The organism is bacterium, assembly GCA_041649255.1.
GTDB lineage: Bacteria > Hydrothermota > UBA3073 > JACQXS01 > JAQTXJ01 > JAQTXJ01.
This window is the reverse complement of the sequence record JBAZNK010000007.1, coordinates 125310-144882: the sequence shown is the minus strand read 5'-3', so window position 1 is coordinate 144882 and position 19573 is coordinate 125310. Positions and strand designations below refer to the sequence as shown.

At 35.2% G+C, this 19573-nt stretch carries 17 protein-coding genes; 11 read left to right on the top strand and 6 right to left on the bottom strand.

Annotation, left to right across the window (positions count from 1 at the left end; translation table 11 throughout):
• The coding region (locus WC614_06530; protein MFA5032656.1) for an SBBP repeat-containing protein at positions 1–1169 on the bottom strand (1169 nt) is incomplete at its 3' end.
• A 409-nt stretch (positions 1170–1578) separates the two neighbouring features.
• Between WC614_06530 and WC614_06525 the strand changes: the two genes are divergently transcribed.
• From WC614_06525 to WC614_06495, 7 genes are all read left to right on the top strand, one after another.
• Positions 1579–2670 (top strand): inositol-3-phosphate synthase, encoded by a 1092-nt coding sequence (locus tag WC614_06525; GenBank protein ID MFA5032655.1) that lies wholly within the window; start codon positions 1579–1581, stop codon positions 2668–2670.
• Complete coding sequence (gene tmk, locus WC614_06520) at positions 2667–3308, top strand: dTMP kinase (protein MFA5032654.1); 642 nt, start codon at positions 2667–2669, stop codon at positions 3306–3308. Before WC614_06525 ends, tmk begins: the two co-directional genes overlap by 4 nt.
• Positions 3305–3460, top strand: a complete 156-nt coding sequence (locus WC614_06515) for a hypothetical protein (protein MFA5032653.1) — start codon at positions 3305–3307, stop codon at positions 3458–3460. The genes tmk and WC614_06515 overlap by 4 nt, the downstream gene beginning before the upstream one ends.
• A complete protein-coding gene (locus WC614_06510; protein ID MFA5032652.1) occupies positions 3457–4992 on the top strand; it encodes a S41 family peptidase in 1536 nt (511 codons plus the stop codon). Before WC614_06515 ends, WC614_06510 begins: the two co-directional genes overlap by 4 nt.
• Positions 4989–5915 carry an aspartate carbamoyltransferase gene (gene pyrB / locus WC614_06505; protein MFA5032651.1) on the top strand — a complete coding sequence of 309 codons (927 nt, stop codon included), beginning with the start codon at positions 4989–4991 and terminating at the stop codon, positions 5913–5915. The genes WC614_06510 and pyrB overlap by 4 nt, the downstream gene beginning before the upstream one ends.
• Before the next feature lie 56 nt (positions 5916–5971).
• Positions 5972–7006 carry a bifunctional diaminohydroxyphosphoribosylaminopyrimidine deaminase/5-amino-6-(5-phosphoribosylamino)uracil reductase RibD gene (gene ribD, locus WC614_06500; protein MFA5032650.1) on the top strand — a complete coding sequence of 345 codons (1035 nt, stop codon included), beginning with the start codon at positions 5972–5974 and terminating at the stop codon, positions 7004–7006.
• A 97-nt stretch (positions 7007–7103) separates the two neighbouring features.
• Positions 7104–8615, top strand: coding sequence for an FG-GAP-like repeat-containing protein (locus tag WC614_06495; protein ID MFA5032649.1), 1512 nt, complete (start codon positions 7104–7106; stop codon positions 8613–8615).
• A gap of 50 nt (positions 8616–8665) precedes the next feature.
• Here the strand turns inward: WC614_06495 and buk are convergent, their stop codons facing one another.
• From buk to WC614_06470, 5 genes are all read right to left on the bottom strand, one after another.
• Positions 8666–9727 carry a butyrate kinase gene (gene buk, locus WC614_06490; protein MFA5032648.1) on the bottom strand — a complete coding sequence of 354 codons (1062 nt, stop codon included), beginning with the start codon at positions 9725–9727 and terminating at the stop codon, positions 8666–8668.
• 14 nt (positions 9728–9741) lie between these two features.
• A complete protein-coding gene (locus tag WC614_06485) occupies positions 9742–11529 on the bottom strand; it encodes a hypothetical protein (protein ID MFA5032647.1) in 1788 nt (595 codons plus the stop codon).
• A 140-nt stretch (positions 11530–11669) separates the two neighbouring features.
• Positions 11670–13343, bottom strand: coding sequence for a hypothetical protein (locus WC614_06480; GenBank protein ID MFA5032646.1), 1674 nt, complete (start codon positions 13341–13343; stop codon positions 11670–11672).
• A 134-nt stretch (positions 13344–13477) separates the two neighbouring features.
• Entirely contained in the window at positions 13478–14101 is a 624-nt protein-coding gene (locus WC614_06475; GenBank protein ID MFA5032645.1) for a zf-HC2 domain-containing protein, read from the bottom strand.
• Between the two features lie 12 nt (positions 14102–14113).
• Positions 14114–14599 (bottom strand): RNA polymerase sigma factor, encoded by a 486-nt coding sequence (locus WC614_06470; GenBank protein MFA5032644.1) that lies wholly within the window; start codon positions 14597–14599, stop codon positions 14114–14116.
• 247 nt (positions 14600–14846) lie between these two features.
• On the opposite strand from WC614_06470, the gene WC614_06465 reads away from it, so the two are divergent.
• The 4 genes from WC614_06465 (at position 14847) to lspA (ending at position 19520) form a co-directional block, all read left to right on the top strand.
• Positions 14847–15404, top strand: a complete 558-nt coding sequence (locus WC614_06465; protein MFA5032643.1) for a hypothetical protein — start codon at positions 14847–14849, stop codon at positions 15402–15404.
• A 69-nt stretch (positions 15405–15473) separates the two neighbouring features.
• A complete protein-coding gene (gene ileS / locus WC614_06460) occupies positions 15474–18242 on the top strand; it encodes an isoleucine--tRNA ligase (GenBank protein MFA5032642.1) in 2769 nt (922 codons plus the stop codon).
• Positions 18202–19074 (top strand): TraR/DksA C4-type zinc finger protein, encoded by an 873-nt coding sequence (locus WC614_06455; protein MFA5032641.1) that lies wholly within the window; start codon positions 18202–18204, stop codon positions 19072–19074. Before ileS ends, WC614_06455 begins: the two co-directional genes overlap by 41 nt.
• Positions 19047–19520 (top strand): signal peptidase II, encoded by a 474-nt coding sequence (gene lspA / locus WC614_06450; protein ID MFA5032640.1) that lies wholly within the window; start codon positions 19047–19049, stop codon positions 19518–19520. The genes WC614_06455 and lspA overlap by 28 nt, the downstream gene beginning before the upstream one ends.
• Positions 19521–19573 lie beyond the last annotated feature (53 nt).

Here is a 19573-nt window from a genome sequence, read left to right as displayed (position 1 = left end):
CCCCAACTGCATCCAGTTACATACACATTTCCACTATTATCCACTACAATTCCTGTTCCACAATTATTACCTTTCGTTGGGCCGCTATATTTTTTGACCCACAATGTATCCCCTGAACCGTCATATTTTATTGTTGCATAGTCATAATCAGTCCCTGAATCACAACTTCTGCCGGTTACATACACATTTCCATTGTTATCTATTGAAAGTGCGGTTGCTCCGTCCCAACCGGTGCTATCCGGGCCGTGATATCTTCTACCCCACATTGTATCTCCTAAACTGTTATATTTTATCGTAGCATAATCAGAACTAGTATTACCTGAATTATTATTTTTTCCTGTAACATACACATTCCCGTTGTTATCAACTGCTATAGCCACTCCTCCCGTCCCTCCCAGCCCCTTTCTAATACCTTTTATCTTATAATAGTTATCGCCCTTTGGTTCTTCATAGCCATTTATTACCTTATGCCCCTTCCCTGTCCCATTATATCTTCTAACCCATACCGTATCTCCTGAACTATTGTATTTTATTGTTAGATAGTCGTAACTGCCAGCACTTATTCCAGTTACATACACATTTTTAACATTATCTACTGTTATAGCGTATGCCTCTCCATCAAATACCCTAACCCACATTGTATCTCCCAAACTATCATATTTTATTGTTTCGAAGCGCCCCGTTACATATACATTTTTGCTATCATCTACTGTAATCGCACTTGCTTCGTCATCATTATATCCTGCTCCCCCTCCTCTATCATATCTTCTAACCCACATTTCACTCCCGGCACTGTTGTATTTTATTGTTGCGTAGTCATAATCAGTCCCAATTCCACAACTTCTTCCAGTTACATACACATTTCCGTTTTTATCAACTGCAATTGCATACGCCTCATCAGCAGTATTCTTCGGTCCGTTATATCTTCTTACCCATAACGTATCACCGGCACTGTTGTATTTTATTGTTGCATAATCACCCCAACCCATTGCACTTGTATCACAGCTACCTCCTGTTACATATATATACCCGCTGTCATCCACCGCCATTGCAAACGCACCATCATAATCATTAGCTTCTCCATCATACCTCGCTACCCATATTTCATTTTGTGCAAATATCTGTAAAGGTAATATAAATCCTATTAAAATTAGCATTTTTTTAATCATCCTTCCCCCTTTTTCCCTCTGCGCCTCTGTAGTGTTGTCATTCTGAGGCGAAGACGAAGAATCTCTCTGTTTATCTCTTTAAACTCTGCGACCCTGCCTGCCGTTCTGTTTGGCATGGTCTGCGGTGAGAAATTTCTTTACCTCAATCTATCCTTATTTTTATTTTGTTATTATTACTATGATTACTATTAATGCTTTCACATTTATTCTTTGTCAATAAGTCTTTAGTCATATTTATAAGAAGTTAAAATATTAACCGTTTTTTTTGCTATCAAGTTTTAAATAGTGACAAATTTATTAACTCTATCTAACAACAATAAACCATACTCCATATTGTAATGTAATTTATGTTGACAAAATGACAAATAAATCTACTATAGTAAATAATTTTAATATTTAGGAGGAATTTATGGGTAAAATAAGAGTAGGGATAATAGGTGTTGGCAATTGCGCATCAAGTTTAGTCCAAGGTGTTCATTTCTATAAAAATAAAAAAACAGGTCGTATTCCAGGCATTATGCACCTGAAATTTGGACCTTACTCAATAGAAGACATAGAATTTTCCTGCGCAATAGATATAGATAGAAATAAAGTAGGCAAAGACTTAGGGGAAGCAATTTATGCTAGCCCAAATAATACTTTTAGATTCTGCGACGTTCCAAAACTTGGAGTTCCCGTTTTAAGAGGAATGGCGCATGATGGTATCGGTAAATATCTTGCACCTATAGTGAAAAAAGCGCCCGGCGCAACGGCAGATATTATAAGAGCTTTCAAAGAAACTAAAACAGACGTAGTAATAAACTACCTACCCGTAGGTTCGGAAGAAGCCACTAAGTGGTATGTAGAACAGGTATTACAGTCGGGGAAAATAGGTTTTATCAACTGTATCCCGGTATTCATTGCAAGTTCAAAATACTGGCAGGAAAGATTCAGAAAAGCCGGTTGTCCCATAGTAGGAGACGATATAAAATCTCAAGTCGGCTCAACTATAGTTCATAGAGTTCTCACTAATTTATTCAACGACCGTGCAGTAGAACTATTAAGAACATACCAATTGAACGTAGGCGGAAATACAGACTTCTTAAATATGCTTGAGCGAGATAGACTTGAATCAAAAAAGATTAGCAAAACACAGGCAGTTACTTCACAAATACCTTATAAAATAGATGAAGAGAATATCCACGTAGGTCCATCTGACTATGTCCCCTGGCTAAAAGACAGAAAATTTGCCTTTATAAGACTAGAGGGAAGAACCTTTGGTGATGTTCCATTAAATATAGAATTAAAAATGGAAGTATGGGATTCGCCAAACTCAGCAGGCGTAGTAATAGACGCACTAAGAGCATGCAAAATCGCTTTAGATGCAGGACTTGCAGGGGAAATCGTAGAGCCGTCAAGTTACTTTATGAAATCACCACCGGTCCAATTCCCTGATGATATGGCAAGACAAAAGGTGGAAGAGTTTATAAAAAAGAACGGCAAAAAAGAAAAAAGTAAGTGAAAAAAAGCTTATTCATATCTTTTGAAGGGATAGAAGGTTGCGGTAAAACCACTCAGGCGAAAAGACTTTTTAAATATCTGGTAACCCAAGGTTATAAATGCATCCTGACACAGGAACCGGGCGGGACGGGAATTTCAAAAAAAATACGGGAAATCTTACTTGATAAAGAGAATAAAAAGTTGACCCCTATTGCAGAACTTTTTCTTTATCTCGCAGATAGGGCGCAACATACGGAAGAAGTTGTATTGCCGGCACTTAAAAGTAATAAAATAGTAATTACGGATAGGTCTATAGATTCGACTATTGCATATCAGGGAGGCGGGCGGGAAATTTCAGTGGAGACAATTAAAACTCTCAATCACTTCGTAACTAAAGGAATTACGCCAAATATAACCATACTTCTTGATATAGAGCCCGAAAAAGGACTTGCACGAATAAAAAACAAAGATAGAATGGAACTTGAAAAAATAAAATTTTATAAAAAAGTCAGGGAAGTTTATATTAATATTGCCAAAAAGGAACCGAAAAGAGTAAAAACTATAAACGGAAACTTAAAAATAGAAGAAATAGAATTGGAAATAAGAAAATTCATACAGAACCAGTTATCCCTCCAAACAGAAGGCGGGCAGGCAAAATGATAAAAATAAAACGGATACTTGCACAGGGATTATATAAGCTTGTTGGTATCCAAATATGCTGTATAGGAATCTCTAATCCACCAGAGGCGGAAAGAGCTTCTTATAAAATCCAAAACCTGTCTACCAACAGGCAGGTAGGAGAAACAAAATGAAGAAAAAACTATTCATTGCATTAATAATCAGCGGAACATTAGGAGCTTTTTCCTTATGGGCATTGCCGCAAACAGGGAATTTATTGCAATTACTAAGAACCTTCACACAGGTTTTGAAATTAGTAGAGGAGAACTACGTTCAGCAAGTAAAAACCGATGATTTGTTTCAAAATGCAATTAAAGGAATGTTATCAAAATTAGACCCGCATTCTAATTACTTAGACCCAAAACTTTACAAGGAATTGAAAATTCATTCTGAAGGTAAATATGGAGGATTGGGATTCCAGTTCGGCATAATAAAAAATCATCCGACGATTATTTCCCCAATGGAAGGGACACCTGCATATAGAGCAGGTTTACAAGCAGGGGATGTAATAACAAAAATAGATGGTATCTCCACTAAGGGTATGGGAGATGATGAGTCAATGAGCAAAATGCGCGGAAAACCCGGAACAAAAGTAACTCTCACGATAGCAAGAGAAAACGCAGGCGCTCCTTTTGACCTGACAATTACAAGAGATTTTATAAAGATAAAAAATATTCCTTATGCCGGACTTATTGGAACTGATATAGGATACATACGTTTATTAAGTTTTTCCGAAAATGTAGGGGAAGATGTAAGAAAAGCTATTGATTCATTAGTCTCAGTTGGAGCTAAGAAATTTATCCTGGATTTAAGACTTAATCCGGGCGGACTTCTTGATGAAGCAGTTAAAGTGTCCGAGAATTTCCTCCCCCAAGGGAAACTTATTGTATCCACTAAAGGAAGAAATCCTCAAATGAACCGTGATTATTATAGTACAAAACCATCAAAAATCACGGGACACCCGTTGGTTATTCTTGTAGATAAAGGGTCTGCTTCTGCATCAGAAATCGTAGCAGGCGCCATACAAGACCAGGACGCAGGACTTATCGCCGGGGATACGACTTTTGGGAAAGGTTCGGTTCAGACAGTTGTACAAATTGTACAACAGACAGACACAGGTGCCATAAAATTAACTACTGCAAGATATTATACTCCTTGTGGAAAATGCATTGATATGGCAGATACTTCAGAATTTATTATACGAAATCCTACTCTTGGTAAAAAATATACTACCTTAGGTTCACTTGCAAGAGAATTAACATCATCGGGAGCAATAATCCCTGATTTAGTGTTAAAAGAACCACCTACTGTTGCTCCACTTATTATAAAAATATATAAAGAGAACTTAATTTTCCAGCAATTTGCCTTAAAATATACCAAATCACATCCAAAACTTACAGAAGACTTTAAAATTGATGATGTTGCTTTAGCAGAATTTCAAACATATATAAAAACTAAGGACATAAAGTTTACCGATGCTGAATTTGATTCCGCAAAACCTGATTTACAAAAACTACTAAGACAGATGATTGCGACTGAAAAATGGGGAACAAGAGGCGGATATTATGTATCTTTACAACAAGATATTTGGGTTAAAGATATCTGTGAACTTCTGAATAAATCAGATTCACAAACAGAATTATTTAAAATCGGAGGGGTAAAATGAAATTACAGAATGTAGTTCACTCGCAGCAATTTGATATTAAAACACTGGATGAATTATTTGCTATGGCAAGAGAAATGGAAATAATAGCAAAGAATGGAAGCAATTTATTAACCGGTAAAATAATGGGAACGTTATTTTATGAACCAAGCACCAGAACAAGAATGTCTTTTGAATCGGCAATGTTAAAACTCGGCGGGAATGTAATATCAACGGAAAATGCCAAGGAGTTTTCATCCGCGACTAAAGGCGAAACAGTTGAAGACACAATTAGAGTAATGGAAGGGTACGTAGATGTAATTGTAATGAGACATTATCGTGAAGGCTCGGCAGAAAGAGCGGCGCAAACAACTCATATCCCCTTTATAAATGCCGGCGATGGCACGGGACAACATCCAACTCAGGCATTACTTGACTTATATACAATACAAAAAGAACTTGGTAAAATAAATGGCATATCTATAGCTATGGTAGGCGACCTTGCGCACGGAAGAACCGTTCGTTCACTCGCATATCTTTTAGCAAAATACAAGGGAATTAAAATCTATTTCGTTGCTCCTAAAAGCGTAAAAATGAACCAGGACATAAAAATGTATCTTAAGAAACATAAAATAGAATTTATAGAAGAAGATTCATTAAAAATAGTAGCACCAAAAGTTGATGTAATATACCAGACACGAATACAAAGAGAAAGGTTTGTAGAAAAAGAGAACCTTGAGGAATACGAAGAAGCTCACGGGAAATACATAATTGATAACTCCATTCTGGATATTATGAAATCAAATTCTATAATTATGCATCCGCTTCCAAGAGCAGGTGAAATAAGGAAAGAAGTAGATTCCGACCCACGCGCCGCATATTTTAGACAGGCACAAAACGGGCTATATCTTAGAATGGCACTGCTGAAAGCATTACTCGTAGGATAAATTTAATATATTACACTTGTTTTTAACTTATCTATAAAAAACTCTTACCTAAAATAATGCCTATAAATTACATCCGGGAAACAATTAAACTTGCAAAACTTGGAGGAAAAACTTCCCCTAACCCTATGGTAGGCGCTATTATAGTAAAAAATGGTAAAATAATCGGAAAAGGGTATCATAAAGGGAAGGGAACTCTCCACGCGGAAGTAGTTGCTATCCGTAGTGCAAAATCAAGCCTTAAGGGGGCTGTATTATATGTAAATTTAGAGCCCTGCTGTCACTGGGGAACCACTCCGCCCTGCACAAAAGCTATAATAAAAGCAGGAATTAAAGAGGTTCATACCTCCATAATTGACCCTGCTAAATGGGTAAATGGAAAAGGAGTTAGGGAACTAAAACGGGCAGGAATAAAAGTAATTATCGGTGAATGTGCAAAAGAAGCAGAAAAATTAAATGAAACTTACTTAAAATATATGCGAACGGGATTGCCCTTCGTTATAATGAAAGCCGCAATAACTCTGGATGGTAAAATCGCAGGGGCTACAAAAAATAAGGAATGGATAAGTAATCCAAAAACAAGAGTGTTTGTCCACAAACTAAGAGCTAACGTAGATGCCATTTTAGTAGGCAGTACTACTATAAATTATGATAACCCGGAACTTACCGTAAGATTGGTCAAAGGGAAGAATCCCAAAAAAATTATTCTCTCTTCTGACTTGTCTATACCACGAAATGCAAAAATATTGGGAGATAACTGCACAATAGCTACCACAAATAAGAACAAATCTATCCCGGGCACAGAAATATGGAGATTCCCGGGAAGTAAAGTAGATTTACTCGCTTTATTGCAAAAAACAGCCGAAAATAATATCCAGAGTATACTTATAGAAGGCGGGAAAGAAGTATTTACCCAGGCGATATCCGGTAAAATAGTAGATAAAGTGTATTTTATTATTGCGCCAAAACTCATTGGTATGGGAGTCCCGGTTATAGGGGATCTCGGAATAAAACAGATCAAAGACAGTATACACTTGAACTCTATAAGATTCAGAACATTTGATGACAATATAGTCCTTGAAGGCTATATATAATAGATAATATCATCTTTTCCCCTTGACAAAATCACAATCTTAGGACACATTTATAGATGGGTAGTATAAAAAAACTATAGAAGTTTTAGGGGGGAAAATGGGATCATATAAGTGTATATTATTTTTGTTAATCTTTCTTTCATCACTATTCACAGCAACAATCAATGCAAGAGTGGTAACTTTTACAAGAGTAACCGTAGGAAGCGGATTGAATGTTCCTCATGGCGATTGGGCTGGGAACATAGATGGCACAAGCCCTAAATACGAGCTTGATATTTTTGCAACAGTTGCCGGGAGTAAGACGGCAGTTTGGTATGCAAATACTAATAAGGGAGCAACATGGTCAGCAAGTAATCTTATACAGACTTCTTCTTTTTATAACTACGAAATAGCAGGAATTGACCTTAATAAAAATGGGATTATAGATGCCGTGTCAACAGATGACGATGTAAGTGCTACAGGGTTATCATATCTTTTTCTTCACACGAATACCGGAGGAGGAACTTTTACAACAACAGACATTAACAGTAGCGGAATGAGCGGATTATTCAGGCAAATGAGATTTGGAGACATGGAAGGAGACGGAGACATAGATATAATAGTGACAGTCAACACTAACAGATTTTATACTACTCAGACAGGTGTTGGTATATATTGGTATGAAAATACGGGAAATTTGAATTTCACAGCTCATTTTATAGGGTTTTGTAATGCATGGAAAATAGATTGTTTTGATAATGATGTGCCAAAAGATGGACATCTTGATATAGTAATAACCGAATGCTATCACGGGAACCTTGATATAACGGCAAACTGCAAATTGATTTTATATAAGAATAATGGGAGTGAAGGTTTTAGTGCGTATGTAATAGACAATACGCTAGGTCCCCCCAATGCGGCATCTAGTAGTGGTGGAGCAGGAGTAAGATGTGCAGATTTTGATACGGATGGACTAATAGATATCGTTTCAGGAAATGCATCAACGGGAGTTTTTTACTGGTATAAAAATACCGGAGGGAATAACTTTCAAAGATATACAATAGATGCAAATTGCCCTGCTATTGATGGTATTGACGTTGGAGATTTTGAACCGGACGGTGATATGGATGTAGTGGTTGCAGGACGAAACTTTTGGTTTCGATGGTATGAAAATGATGGAAGTGGTAATTTTACAAGTCACACTATTTCCACCGACTATCAATTATTTGACCTCCCTTATGTGTCTTATTTTGATGGGGATAGTTGTCCTGACATAGTTTTAACAGAATCTTCTTCCAGTGGAAATATATTTGCTTACCTTAATCCATGTCCCGGAGGGAACGTAGAGGAGACAGAGTCTAAAAATGAAAACTACTTAACTTTTCCATCCGTTGTAAAAGGCTCTTCTATAAAAATAACATTTCAGATAAAAAACGAGACAGATGTCGAGATTGAGATAACAGATATTACAGGTAGTGTTAAAGATATAATTTTGAAAAGAAATAATTGCACCTCAGGGATTTACGAAGCTTTATGGAATACCGGCAAGAAACCTGCCGGGATATACTTTGTAACATTAAAAACAGGAAATAATTCTGTAATAACAAAGAAAATTACATACATCAAGTAATTTTCTACTTTTGTAATTTTCTTTATATTAATATAGAATTTAGTAATTGGTTACAGATATTGTTTTGCTGTTTCTTCGACATTTAGAACTCTTAGCGCGCCTTGAGCAAGAGCAAGCATCTCATTTTCTCCCGGAAGAACAAGCGCAGGAGCTATAAATTCTGTTCGCTCTTTTATCAAATCAACCAATAACTTATAATTTGCAGCAGAACCCGTAAGAACTATTCCATCAACTTTTCCTTTAAGAACTGTTGCCATTGCACCTATTTCTTTTGCTATTTGATACGCCATTGCTTCAATATAAAATTTTGCCTTTTCGTCGCCATTAGCTATTCTATCTCTCACTTCTTCTATACTATTTGTACCCAGATGAGCAGTAATTCCGCCATTTCCTACAAGTCTTTTTTTAATCCATTTTTCGTCATATTTCCCCGAAAAACAAAGTTTAACTAATTGTGTTACGGGCAAACTACCGCTGCGTTCAGGTGAAAAAGGTCCGCCTTCATTTGCATTATTCGCATCTATTATTTTCCCAGATTTTAATGGACATATAGATATTCCTCCACCTAAATGCGCTACTATAAGATTAATAGCGTCCAAAGATTTACCAAGTTGTGAAGCCGCCTTTCTTGCCATCGCTTTTATGTTTAATGTATGTTGCAATGCAACCCGTGTAACTTCAGGAATACCGGCAACTCTTGCAAGAGGTTCAAATTCATCTACTGAAACAGGGTCAACGGTAAAAGCAGGAACATTGAATTTATTAGCTACTTTCGAAGCTAATAATGGACCTATATTTGATATATGTTCGGCAAGAACTCTGCCTTCTTTGACATCATTTAACATAGTCTCATTTACGGTATATGTTCCGCTTACAATTGGTTTAAATGGGCCTCCTCTTCCGACGGCCGCATCTATTTTCTTTACATCCCATTTATTGAGAAGGTCTTCTATTATTTTGAATCTAAACCCAAGTTGTTCTAAAGAATTTTTGTATTGTTTAAGTTCTTCCTGAGAATGAGATAATTTTTCTCTTTTAACTTCCTTTTCGTCTTCAAACAAAGAACATACCGTAGATGTAGACCCGGGATTTATCACAAAAAGTGTCTTCATTATTCCCCCTTTAATTAAAATTGTTTTTTTAATCTCAAAGTTATAATATTCTCATTATAGCTATATGTACTATCATACTCATTAGCATTATTCATAATCTTATATTCCAGTATAATAAACTTATAAAATTCCATTCTCATATCCGCTGTCCAATTAAATGAAGTTGAGGAATTATTTTTTCCATAACCCGTTTTGAGAGAAAACTTGTTTTTAATAAGTTCGTATTCTGCATCAGCCCTGAATGAATTCCCGCTGCTTGTTATTCCGTAACTACTTGAAATATAGCCTCCGGGGAGTGCAAACCTTATGCCACCACTGGTAGCTGACATTCCAAAAGTATTTGAATAAATAATATAAGGAGTAAATTGTCCAAAAGTATAATTTAGATAGTTATAAAGCATATATTCCGTTGAATCGCTTATTTTGTATATTTCATAATTACCGTTCAAATACAGGTTTTTATACCGTATAGAAAATTCGTCAAGAGCACCATTTTTACCGGCATCGAGATAAGGATTTCCAATTATAAAATAAGACGTATCTATATTGTTATAAGTCAATTTATTATCAATAAAACCTGTTGTTAATTCTATTCCGGCGTTATAAGCATATCCTTCTTTTAATGCTAAATCCGGATATTGAGAACTACTTTTGCTAAATTCAATTATCCCAATTAATTGCTCTAAAAATGGATATTTAATTTCTCCTGTAAGAAAGTTGTTTTCTAAGGGTGGTTCATACATTAACCTATTTAAAGAAGTATCCGATAAAGTTGTCAAAACAGTTGAGTCATCCAATCCATAGTAATAACTCAGCCCCAAATCGGCGTTTAAGATTTTTCTGTTTATTTTCCCGCCGAATATATATCTTGCATAAGTAAGATAATTTGTATCCGATTTTTCCACCTGCGCACAAAGTAAATCAATATTCATAAATTTAGAGTTTGTGGTCAAATTAAGCCCGCGTGGCAATATTCCATATAATGTAAGCATTGATGAAGTAGTATAAATATCCCCTACCGATAATTTACCAATGGGGTATTCCATCTCAAAATTAAAATTATACCCTTCGTCCATATTAAACCAGAAAGAAAAAGGGAAATACAATGAGCCATTTATATAAGTATCAAATAAAGGATGTGTTCCGGGTTCATAAGGCAAAGAAACAGTCAATGAATCATTACTTGAATCTTTACTTGTTGTATATCTTACCCCTGCTGATGCATATCCGTGAGCAGATATTTTAGAAGTTATGTTAAAAGAAAAAGTAGTTTCGGTTATATCTTTTATTTTTACTTTCAATTGATGTTCTCCCAGACTTAAGTTAGCTATAGGGGTATAATATATAGAAAAAGAAGTGTTTTCGCAATTTGAAGTAATATTAATATTATCAAGGAATACGGTTATATCTTTAGGATTAACCTCGTTGCTAAATACAATAACAATATCCGGTTTTTTGGTAGTAATAGAGCCGTACGGTTCAGGGCTGACAAGCTCAATCAAATTATCTCTTGTTATAATAGAAACTTTATATTCGGGGGATTTGATAATTTTATTATCTTTAGTTTTAACCACTATACAATACTTTATCGCCGGGGATTCAACAAATTCATCAGGAATAGTAGCAGATAGACGAGTTTGTTCTTTTTGCATATACACCGTCTTCTCATCTATTAAAATATATGCCATTGCGACTTCTTCGGAAACATCTGCATAAATTTGCAAGGGAGCATCAATAAAAACATTATTTGGCGGGATATGCGTAATCTGAACATTTAATAATGAAAGTAATAGTATATGCATTTTATTTGTAGAACCTGTTGTTTTAATTAAAGGTTATCAGTTTAGCGGCAATTTTACTTCAGTCAAGTCTAAAATATTATGTAAATAAAAAAGGCATTGTCCGCGCTAAGCGAACAATGCCTTTTAATTAAAATTCTACTTTATTGAATAATTTCTACATCTGCCACATCATGACTAAAACCATATCCCGGTTTTATGTCAACTATTACTCTACATTTACATGGCGTATTCCCTGCAGTAAATAATCCGTTTTGTGTAATATTTCCGGCTTGTACCTGGGATTCTACTCTCCACATCAAAGGAATATTCGGCACCTCGTTATTATTAGCATCCACTACTTTTGCATCAAACTGTTGAGTAGCACCTGTTTTAACTTTTACAAGTTTAGGGTCTATTTTAACGGCATATGAATTAGTTGCTCCCTGAACCACAATATTTGCCACACCTTTACCCATACCAAACTGCGGTGGAACAAGCGCAACTATTATACCTTTACCGGGATTTTTACCTGCCGTAAATAATCCGTCTCTTGTAATTGTTCCAAGAGTATTCGGTCCGACTTCCCATATTAAAGGGATGTTCTGAACATTTCCTTTCAGGTCTGTCACTACAGCTTTGAATTGAATTTGTTCACCCGGTTTTACATTGGCATCACGAGGCTCTATTTTAACTATCAATTGCATATTCTTTGCAATAAGAACCTCTGCGCGGTCTAAACCCATACCAAATTCAGGCGGAACAATAGCTAAGACTTCACATTTCCCAATTTCAGGACCTGCCGTAAATAATCCGTCCGCATTTATAGTCCCTGCTTTTTCCGGTTTAACTTCCCATTTTATAGGGACTTGTACTAAATTACCATTTATATCATAAACTTCGGCATTGAATTGAATGGTTCCCATTGGTTCTATCGAGCTGAATTTAGGATATATTTTAACTTTTACTTTTTCAGGTTTACCAATGATAATCCCTGCGCGGTCACCACCCAACATATCTCCTGCTTTTACTACAACAGCAATAAATCCTTTGCCTTTCTTTTCTCCTGCAGTAAACACTCCATCCGATGTGATAGTGCCAAGATTTTCCGGTATAACTTTCCATACTGCTTTCGCAGTAATTGAATCATTATGCGGTCCCATTATTTCATATTCAAATCTCATTGTTTCCTGCGGTTTAAGTATTGCATGAGGCGGTTTTATTTTAACCGGCAAATATTTACCGGGTTCACCTACCATTACAGTAGCTTCTCCAATACCTTCAAGAGCGCCTGCTTTCACAAGAGCTATAATTTTAGCTTTTCCATTCTCATCCCCTGTAAAGATACCATCCTGTGAGAGTTTCCCCATATGAGGCGGGGCTAATTTCCATAGAGTCTTAAATACTTCCACCGTTTTTCCATTATTATCCAATACTTCTACTTTAAATTGCACCGGGTCGCCTATTTTTGCAAAAGTGCGAGCAGGTATTACCCTGACTTTCAATTCCCGTTTTCCGGCTTCGCGACTAATTTTTATAAGTGAATGTCCTATACCTTTTCCGACTGCTGTTTCCACTAATGCACGAACTATTCCTTTCCCTTCTTTTCCACTTGCAAAAAATAAACCATTTGGGCCAATTTTTCCTAAATGATTTGGTTTTACATCCCATTTAATTCTTGCTTCCACCGGATTCCCCATAGAATCAGTTACTTCTGCCTTGAACTGAACTACATCTTTAGGATGTATTATAGCAGGATTTGGAAGCACTTTAACTGTTATTGCCGCTTGTAATGCCATTGGCAGAACAAGAGCAATTATTCCGAAAAAGCGTTTCATATTATACCCCCTTCTTTCTAAATTTGTTCTCTTACTAAATTCAGAGAAACTTTTATTTTCTTGTCTTTCTTTCATCGATTTTACCTCCTTTGCTAAATTAGATATAAATCATATCAAAAAAGTTCCCAAAAAATTTATAATTCACTCTCTTTCCCATCAGGAACTACGTAAAATACTTGTTCTTTTTCTTTCACTACCTTGTTATTTTTGTCTATTAGTTGAATTTTCATTTTATAATACCCTTCTTTCATATTCTTGTCCGATGTGTATATTATCTGGTCAGATTCTTTTTCACGAGCAACGATTTCATCATTTATTAGTATTTGCGCTTCCTGTGATTTAGGTTTATTATAAAACGCAGCGCTTATTGTTACATCATTGTCGGGAACTATGGAATTGACATCAGGAGACACAATATAGATATCCGGTTTGCCCGTTTTTAAGTGCTGAAAAGATAATACTGCAAAAAATATTACGCACATTGCACCTACTGTTATGGGAATTAATTTAGCAAATGAGAATCTTTTAGATTTTTCCCGTTCAATCCTCGCCCATAATTTAGCTTCAAAATAAGGCGGCAGGTCTACTTTTGTAACGTTCTCTTTGAGCAGTTTATTGAACTTTTTCGCATTCTCAAGTTCAGCCTGACAATCCTTACATTCATTTATATGAGTTTCGAGAACGTTTTGTTCTTCCGCAGACAACTCATTATCCACAAAAGCCTGAATAAGTAATTTAATATTATCACAATTTTTCATAAATTCCCCCTTTTAATGCGATGTGGATAATCCCCTATCGCGCAAATTTAACTTCTTTTCCAGCATTTCTTTACCTCTTGCAAGTCTTGACCGGATAGTCCCAACCGGGACGCCTATTGTGCTGGCGATTTCTTCATAAGGCATATCATTATAATATTTCAAAACTATAGGTTCACGATATTCTACGGGTAAAGTTGAAATTAATTTTTGTATTCTAAGTTTATTTTCAACATCAGGGACTGCTTCTTTTATAATTTCTGCGTTTAAGGGGAGTAAAGATGTTTTATTCTTATTGAAATGTTTATAACACTCATTTTTTGCAATTCTGTATAACCATGTGTATATATTTGAATCTCCTCTAAACTTACCAAAATTTTTATACGCAAGGAACAGGGTTTCCTGAGTTATATCGGACGCGTCGTCATAATTGCCGGTAAATCCAAATACCATATTAAATAGCTTATCCGAATACATAGTTACCACCTCTTCAAATTGCATTTCTATCCTTTAGATATGTTATAATGACAAAAAGTTCCAATAAAATTTATATTTATTAATTAATCTATTATTTATGGGTAAATTTGTCAATTTTATTCTAAAAGCAATTACATAAAGCCTATCAGTCTAGAATCTATTCTTAAGTATAGGATACTAGCGGAAAACAATTGTCCCTTGACAAAACATCGTTTAAAATTAACATCAATGTATAAAAAAGGAAAAGTAATTTTTACTGTTGAGGCATTGTATGGAAAAAATATTATCAAGTTTCCCTTTGCTTATTATTTGCACAATTCTTACGGTCACAGCCGGAGTGTTTCTTCTTTATCTTTTATTATTTAAGGTAGAAAAGGAATCAAAAAGCGAAAAGGCGGTTGGTTATTTCTTTGGAATTTCTTTTGTAGCTACTTTAATTATCCCGCCTCTTTTATCCGGCAATAAAAGTGAAATATTAAAAACATTACTTTTAATAGGGATAATGACTGTATTAGGCGTAATTGAAACTTATGCGAGCAAAAAATGGCGTATAAATCCGTTATTTACAAATATTTTATGGCTGTGGGTATTCTGGTATGCTTCTTATTTTATTACAGGTGTCCGGGATGATTCACTGAATATGCTAGTATTCTTCTCATTATTTTTTATATTGAATTTTGTTATAAAAAAACTATTATCCAAGTATAAGGAAAAATTAAGATTAACGAAATTACATAAAATCCTTATTGTAATAGCTTATCTCTGTTTGATATTCACAATTTTTAAAATACTCTACGGTCCCTACAACAGAGAATCAGTTAGTTTTTAATTTCGCACGCAGTCCTTATTTAAGATATTACTTGACTTTTATAGGACTACTATTATAAACTCCAATCTTATGCTTTATAAAGATACCGTAATATTGCCGCGCACTGCATTTCCTATGCGTGCGAATCTTGTCCAGAAGGAAGTAGATATCCTTAAAAATTGGGCAGATACCAGTTTATATAAACTCATACAAGACAACAGGGCTAATGCACCTGAGTATATATTTCATGATGGTCCACCTTATGCTAACGAACACGCGCACTTAGGGACAGCATTTAACCGTGTACTTAAGGATATGGTTATCAGGTATAAAATTCTGGCGGGTTATAAAGTCCATTTTATACCGGGTTGGGATTGCCACGGAATGCCAATTGAACACGCTGTTATCAAAAAGAAAGGGGCTAAAAGTTTTTCTACCAAAAACCAGCTCAGACAAGAATGTAAGAAATATGCGGAAGAGTCCGTTGATATACAACGACAGGAATTCAAGAGATTAGGAACTTTTGCAGACTGGGACAATCCATATATTACTATGTCCAAAGAATACGAGGCAAAGGTTCTGGAAGTATTTAAAATAATGGTTTCCAAAGGATACATATACCGAGCAAAACGTCCCGTTCACTGGTGTACAAGATGCAGAACTGCACTTGCCGAAGCAGAGCTTGACTATAAAGATTTCACTTCGCCATCCGTTTACGTTAAGTTTCCAATACAGAGACAGACAGGAATGTCTGTCCTACCAAACGAAAACGTGTCCTTTTTAATATGGACTACTACGCCATGGACACTCCCGGCAAACGTCGCTTGTGCAATAAACTCGGGATTCAAATACAATTTTGTTAAAACCGAAAAAGAAACTCTTATAATAGCAGATTCTCTATTGCCTACGGTTTTGGAAAAACTAAAAATAAAGGACTATACGGTTGAAAAAACCGTTTTGGGAAAAGAACTTGGGGGCATAGAATATAAGCATCCATTCCTTGACAGAACAGGAAAAATTATACTATCCAGTTTTGTGACTTCCGAATCCGGGACGGGCTGCGTTCATATAGCTCCAGGACACGGATACGAAGATTATCTGGCAAGCATTACATATAATTTGCCAATTTTGTCTCCGGTTGATGAAAAAGGTTGTTTTACCGAAGAAGTTCCTGAATTACAGGGGAAAAACATATTTGACGCGGATAAAGATATTATAGAAATACTGACAAATAACGGAACTCTTATGTACAAAGAGGATTTTCAACACTCCTATCCTCATTGCTGGAGATGTAAAACTCCACTCATATTCAGGGCTACGCCACAATGGTTCTTAAATATGGAACATAATAATTTGAGAACACGTTGTGTTGAAGAGATTGAAAAGGTCAAATGGATGCCAGAATGGAGTAAAAAGAGAATTACAAATAACATTATGCAAAGACCTGACTGGTGTTTATCAAGGCAAAGGAGCTGGGGAATTCCTATCCCAGCTTTATATTGTAAAGCTTGCGGAGAAGCAATATTAACAACGGAAATAATAGAAAAGGCAATCCAGCTTGTTAAGATAAATGGCACGGATATCTGGTTTGATGAAAATACAAAAATAGATGCAGTATGTCCAAAATGCGGGAATAAAGAATTCAAAAAAGAAGAAGATATTTTTGATGTATGGATTGATTCTTCTTCCAGTTACTACGCAGTGGTAAAAGAGAAACTAAAATTCCCTGCCAATCTTTATTGTGAAGCAGTTGACCAACACAGGTGTTGGTTCCAGCATTCATTGATTCTGTCAATGGTTACAGAGGAAGAGAGTTGTTTTAAATCGGTTTTAACTCATGGGCTGATACTTGATAAAGAAGGGAAGAAAATGTCAAAATCACAAGGGAACGTCGTCCAGCCTATGGAAGTTATTAAAAAATACGGAGCAGATATAGTAAGGTTATACCTTTCGGGGTTGGATTACACCTGTGATATTATGTTCAGCACGGATGGGTTAGAAACTGCTACAACAGCTTACAGGAAAATCAGAAATACATTTAAGTTTTTACTCGGTAATTTATATGATTACAAAGAAGCATTATCTTATGAAAAATTATGGGAAGTAGATAAATTAATGTTACATAAACTTGCAGTTCTTATAGAGAACGTAACAAAAGCTTATGAAGAATTTGAATTTTATAAAGTTTATCATTTAATACATAACTATTGTGTTATGGAATTATCACAATTCTACTTTGATACGTTAAAAGACAGGTTATATACTCACGGCAAGTCATCCATTTCACGTCAGAGCGCACAGACGGTATTATCCGAGACATTAAGCGCTCTTGCAAGATTAGTTGCCCCAATATTGCCTTTTACTTCTGAAGAAGTCTGGGAATACTTCAATTCCGGGAGCATACACTTAGAAAAATTACCCATAGTTAAAGAAGAATGGAAAAATGAAAAACTTGCAAATGAGTATGCGGTAATAAGCGAAATAAGAGACGATGTCTTACTTGCATTAGAACAGGCAAGAGCAAATAAAATCATAGGCAGCGGCTTGGAAGCGACCGTAATTATTGATTCTAAGGATAAAAAATTATTATCTCTATTAAGAGATAAAATAGCTTTATTGCCTTCAATATTTATCGTTTCTGAAGTTATTGTTGACAGAGTAGAAAATATGGTTACGTTCAGAAAGTTAGATATTAAGGTTAATTTATGTGAATACGGTAAATGTGAACGATGCTGGATAAGAGAAAAAGAAGTAGGGAAAAATAATGAACATCCGACACTGTGTGTTAAATGCAGTAGAGTAATAAAGGAGGGGGACTATGAAAAAGAAATTGAAAAAAAAGAATCCACTGAAGGTTAAAAAAAACCTGTCTACCAGCAAGACCAATAAAGCAACACTTAAAATAAAGAAGACTAAATTACTGGCAAAAGTAAAAACAAAAAAAGTAAAAAATATTAAAAAACGGTCAAAACCTGCATTAATTAAAAAGTCAAAGTTGGTTTCAAAAATTAAAAAGGCTGTTAAATCCAAATCTATGATGGTAAAATCTAAAGCAAAGAAATCCAAGATCGTAAAAAAAATTAGTCCAAAAACAACTAAAATAAAAAAAACTGCCGTTAAGATTACGGTAAAAAAAGCGACAAAACCTGTCTTACTTAAAAAGGCTCCTTCAAAAACAAAGCTAAAATTACTCAAGCCCCCACTGAAAGTGAAACCAACTTCATCAAAAATACAAAAGGAAATAATTTCCAAAGACAAAAAGGCTCTGACGCCATCCAAAATGCCTACCGTTAAAAAAGTAAAAAAAAGTCCTGTCAAGGTATTTGATGAAAAAGAATTACAATATATCAGAAACATACTTTTAAAGAGAAAAACTGACCTTGAAAGTAGGCTAACGAAATTAGAAGAAAAATTCAGACATACTCAACAGGAAGATTCCGGAGATGCGTCAAGTCATCCATTACATATAGGGGATATTGCAAGCGACACAGAAACAAAGGAACAAAATTCTTATATGATAAGTTCTATTGTAAAAGAATTACGAAAAATTCACGGGGCTTTAGACAGATTAGCCTCGGGAAACTACGGCATATGTGAAGCTTGCGGAGAATCAATAGACGTCAATAGGCTTAGGGCAATTCCTTATGCAGAATTTTGTATAAAATGTGGAGAAAAATCACAATTGTTTTAGCTATAGTAGTTGCAGACCAGCTAACAAAATTTTTAGTAGCAAAAAACCTCATTGAATATCAGTCGTTGCAAATAATAGGCAACTTTCTGCAATTCACACTTTTATATAATAAAAACGGAGTTTTTGGTTTAAATTTCAGTATTCCCTACATACCTTTTGTAATTATTGCAATTATTTTAATTATTCTTATGTTAAAAAGAATAGATATTAAATACAATTTACCTTTATTGTTAATCCTCAGCGGGGCTTTCGGAAATTTAATAGACCGAATTAGAGTAAAAGCAGTTATAGATTTTATTGATTTTGGCATAGGAAATGCGCGATTTTATGTATTTAATATTGCCGATTCAAGTATAAGTATTGGAATTGCATTATGGCTCCTTATAAGTTTTAAAGAAACTCTTAATTCAAAAAGAATCGCCAAAGAAAACACCGACATAAAATAATTCTACATTGAAAAGTTGTAAGATTTTTATTAGTCTCCTCAAAGGCTTGATAA

Excerpts from the sequence above, each read along its gene's own strand:
- WC614_06495 (MFA5032649.1), top strand. The coding sequence starts at position 7,104 with ATGGGATCATATAAGTGTATATTATTTTTGTTAATCTTTCTTTCATCA.
- WC614_06525 (MFA5032655.1), top strand. The coding sequence starts at position 1,579 with ATGGGTAAAATAAGAGTAGGGATAATAGGTGTTGGCAATTGCGCATCA.
- WC614_06455 (MFA5032641.1), top strand. The coding sequence starts at position 18,202 with ATGAAAAAGAAATTGAAAAAAAAGAATCCACTGAAGGTTAAAAAAAAC.
- ribD (MFA5032650.1), top strand. The coding sequence starts at position 5,972 with ATGCCTATAAATTACATCCGGGAAACAATTAAACTTGCAAAACTTGGA.
- buk (MFA5032648.1), bottom strand. The coding sequence starts at position 9,727 with ATGAAGACACTTTTTGTGATAAATCCCGGGTCTACATCTACGGTATGT.
- WC614_06470 (MFA5032644.1), bottom strand. The coding sequence starts at position 14,599 with ATGCAATTTGAAGAGGTGGTAACTATGTATTCGGATAAGCTATTTAAT.
- lspA (MFA5032640.1), top strand. The coding sequence starts at position 19,047 with ATGTGGAGAAAAATCACAATTGTTTTAGCTATAGTAGTTGCAGACCAG.
- WC614_06480 (MFA5032646.1), bottom strand. The coding sequence starts at position 13,343 with ATGAAACGCTTTTTCGGAATAATTGCTCTTGTTCTGCCAATGGCATTA.
- WC614_06515 (MFA5032653.1), top strand. The coding sequence starts at position 3,305 with ATGATAAAAATAAAACGGATACTTGCACAGGGATTATATAAGCTTGTT.
- WC614_06485 (MFA5032647.1), bottom strand. The coding sequence starts at position 11,529 with ATGCATATACTATTACTTTCATTATTAAATGTTCAGATTACGCATATC.
- ileS (MFA5032642.1), top strand. The coding sequence starts at position 15,474 with ATGCTTTATAAAGATACCGTAATATTGCCGCGCACTGCATTTCCTATG.
- pyrB (MFA5032651.1), top strand. The coding sequence starts at position 4,989 with ATGAAATTACAGAATGTAGTTCACTCGCAGCAATTTGATATTAAAACA.
- WC614_06510 (MFA5032652.1), top strand. The coding sequence starts at position 3,457 with ATGAAGAAAAAACTATTCATTGCATTAATAATCAGCGGAACATTAGGA.
- WC614_06475 (MFA5032645.1), bottom strand. The coding sequence starts at position 14,101 with ATGAAAAATTGTGATAATATTAAATTACTTATTCAGGCTTTTGTGGAT.
- WC614_06465 (MFA5032643.1), top strand. The coding sequence starts at position 14,847 with ATGGAAAAAATATTATCAAGTTTCCCTTTGCTTATTATTTGCACAATT.